Source organism: Microcoleus sp. Pol11C3 (assembly GCF_036701485.1).
In the GTDB taxonomy this organism is placed as follows: Bacteria; Cyanobacteriota; Cyanobacteriia; order Cyanobacteriales; family Microcoleaceae; genus Microcoleus.
The window spans coordinates 1-1,003 of the sequence record NZ_JAUBQW010000328.1; the positions used below are offsets into that span (position 1 = coordinate 1).

Consider the following 1,003-nt stretch of genomic DNA (forward strand, 5'->3'; position numbering starts at 1 on the left):
GTTTTTTGCTGGCATTTTTGTATTGATTGACTAAGCTAAGTTTTTATTATACCCTATTTAAAGGCACAACAGCTTACTGCTACATCCGTTGGGGAGCCAAAGCCAAAGTCAAAGACTTAGAAACCCGCTATCCCCAATTCTTCGCCAAAATTAACGCTCAAAAACCCGCAGAAACCAGCCTCACCTTAGCAACCATCACCAGTAGCAGCAATTCCGAAGGCTTTGACCTCGCCTCCCTCTTCAAAGCCGCCCAAGCCATTTCCAGCGAAATCGTCCTGAGTGAATTGCTAGCAAAACTAATTAAAATCGCCATAGAAAATGCCGGCGCAGAAACCGGATATTTACTGCTCAAACACTCAAACACATTCACCATAGAAGCCGTCGGACAAGTCGAAGGCGACAACATTACCCTATCACTCATTCCCCATCAGCCCCTCGCCGAAGTCCTCCCCATGAGCGTCATCAACTATGTAGAAAGAACCCAAAAAAGTGCCGTCTTAAACAATGCTACCACCGAGGCGATATTTGCCACCGACCCCTATATTGTTGCCCATCAAAAGAAATCCATACTCTGTACTCCCATCATCAATCAAGGTCGCTTCATGGGCGTAGTTTACTTAGAAAACAATCTAGCAGAAAAAGTATTCACCCCAGCGCGAATAGAAGTTTTAAAACTCCTATCTTCCCAAGCTGCTATTTCCCTAGAAAATGCCCAACTTTATCAAACCCTCGAACAAAAAGTAGAGGAACGCACCGCACAATTAGCCCAAGCTAATAGAGAAATATTGCTTTTGAACGAACGGCTAAAAGTAGAAAACCTTCGCATGAGTGCCGAACTAGACGTAACCCGCCGCCTGCAACAAATGATTTTGCCTAAACAGCAGGAATTAGAGTCAATAGAAGGTCTAGAAATAGCTGGATTCATGGGGGTGCATCTCACTTTTGCGAATGTGTCACAAAAGAGTTAAAATGAAAAAGCTAGTAAAATCGTCAAATAAAGATG

At 43.6% G+C, this 1,003-nt stretch carries 1 protein-coding gene; it reads left to right on the plus strand.

The features are described from left to right. Positions 1-26: 26 nt before the first annotated feature. The gene (locus QUA40_RS28900) at positions 27-968 is read left to right on the plus strand and encodes a GAF domain-containing protein (RefSeq protein ID WP_333132172.1); all 942 of its coding nucleotides are present in this window, start codon (positions 27-29) and stop codon (positions 966-968) included. Positions 969-1,003 lie beyond the last annotated feature (35 nt).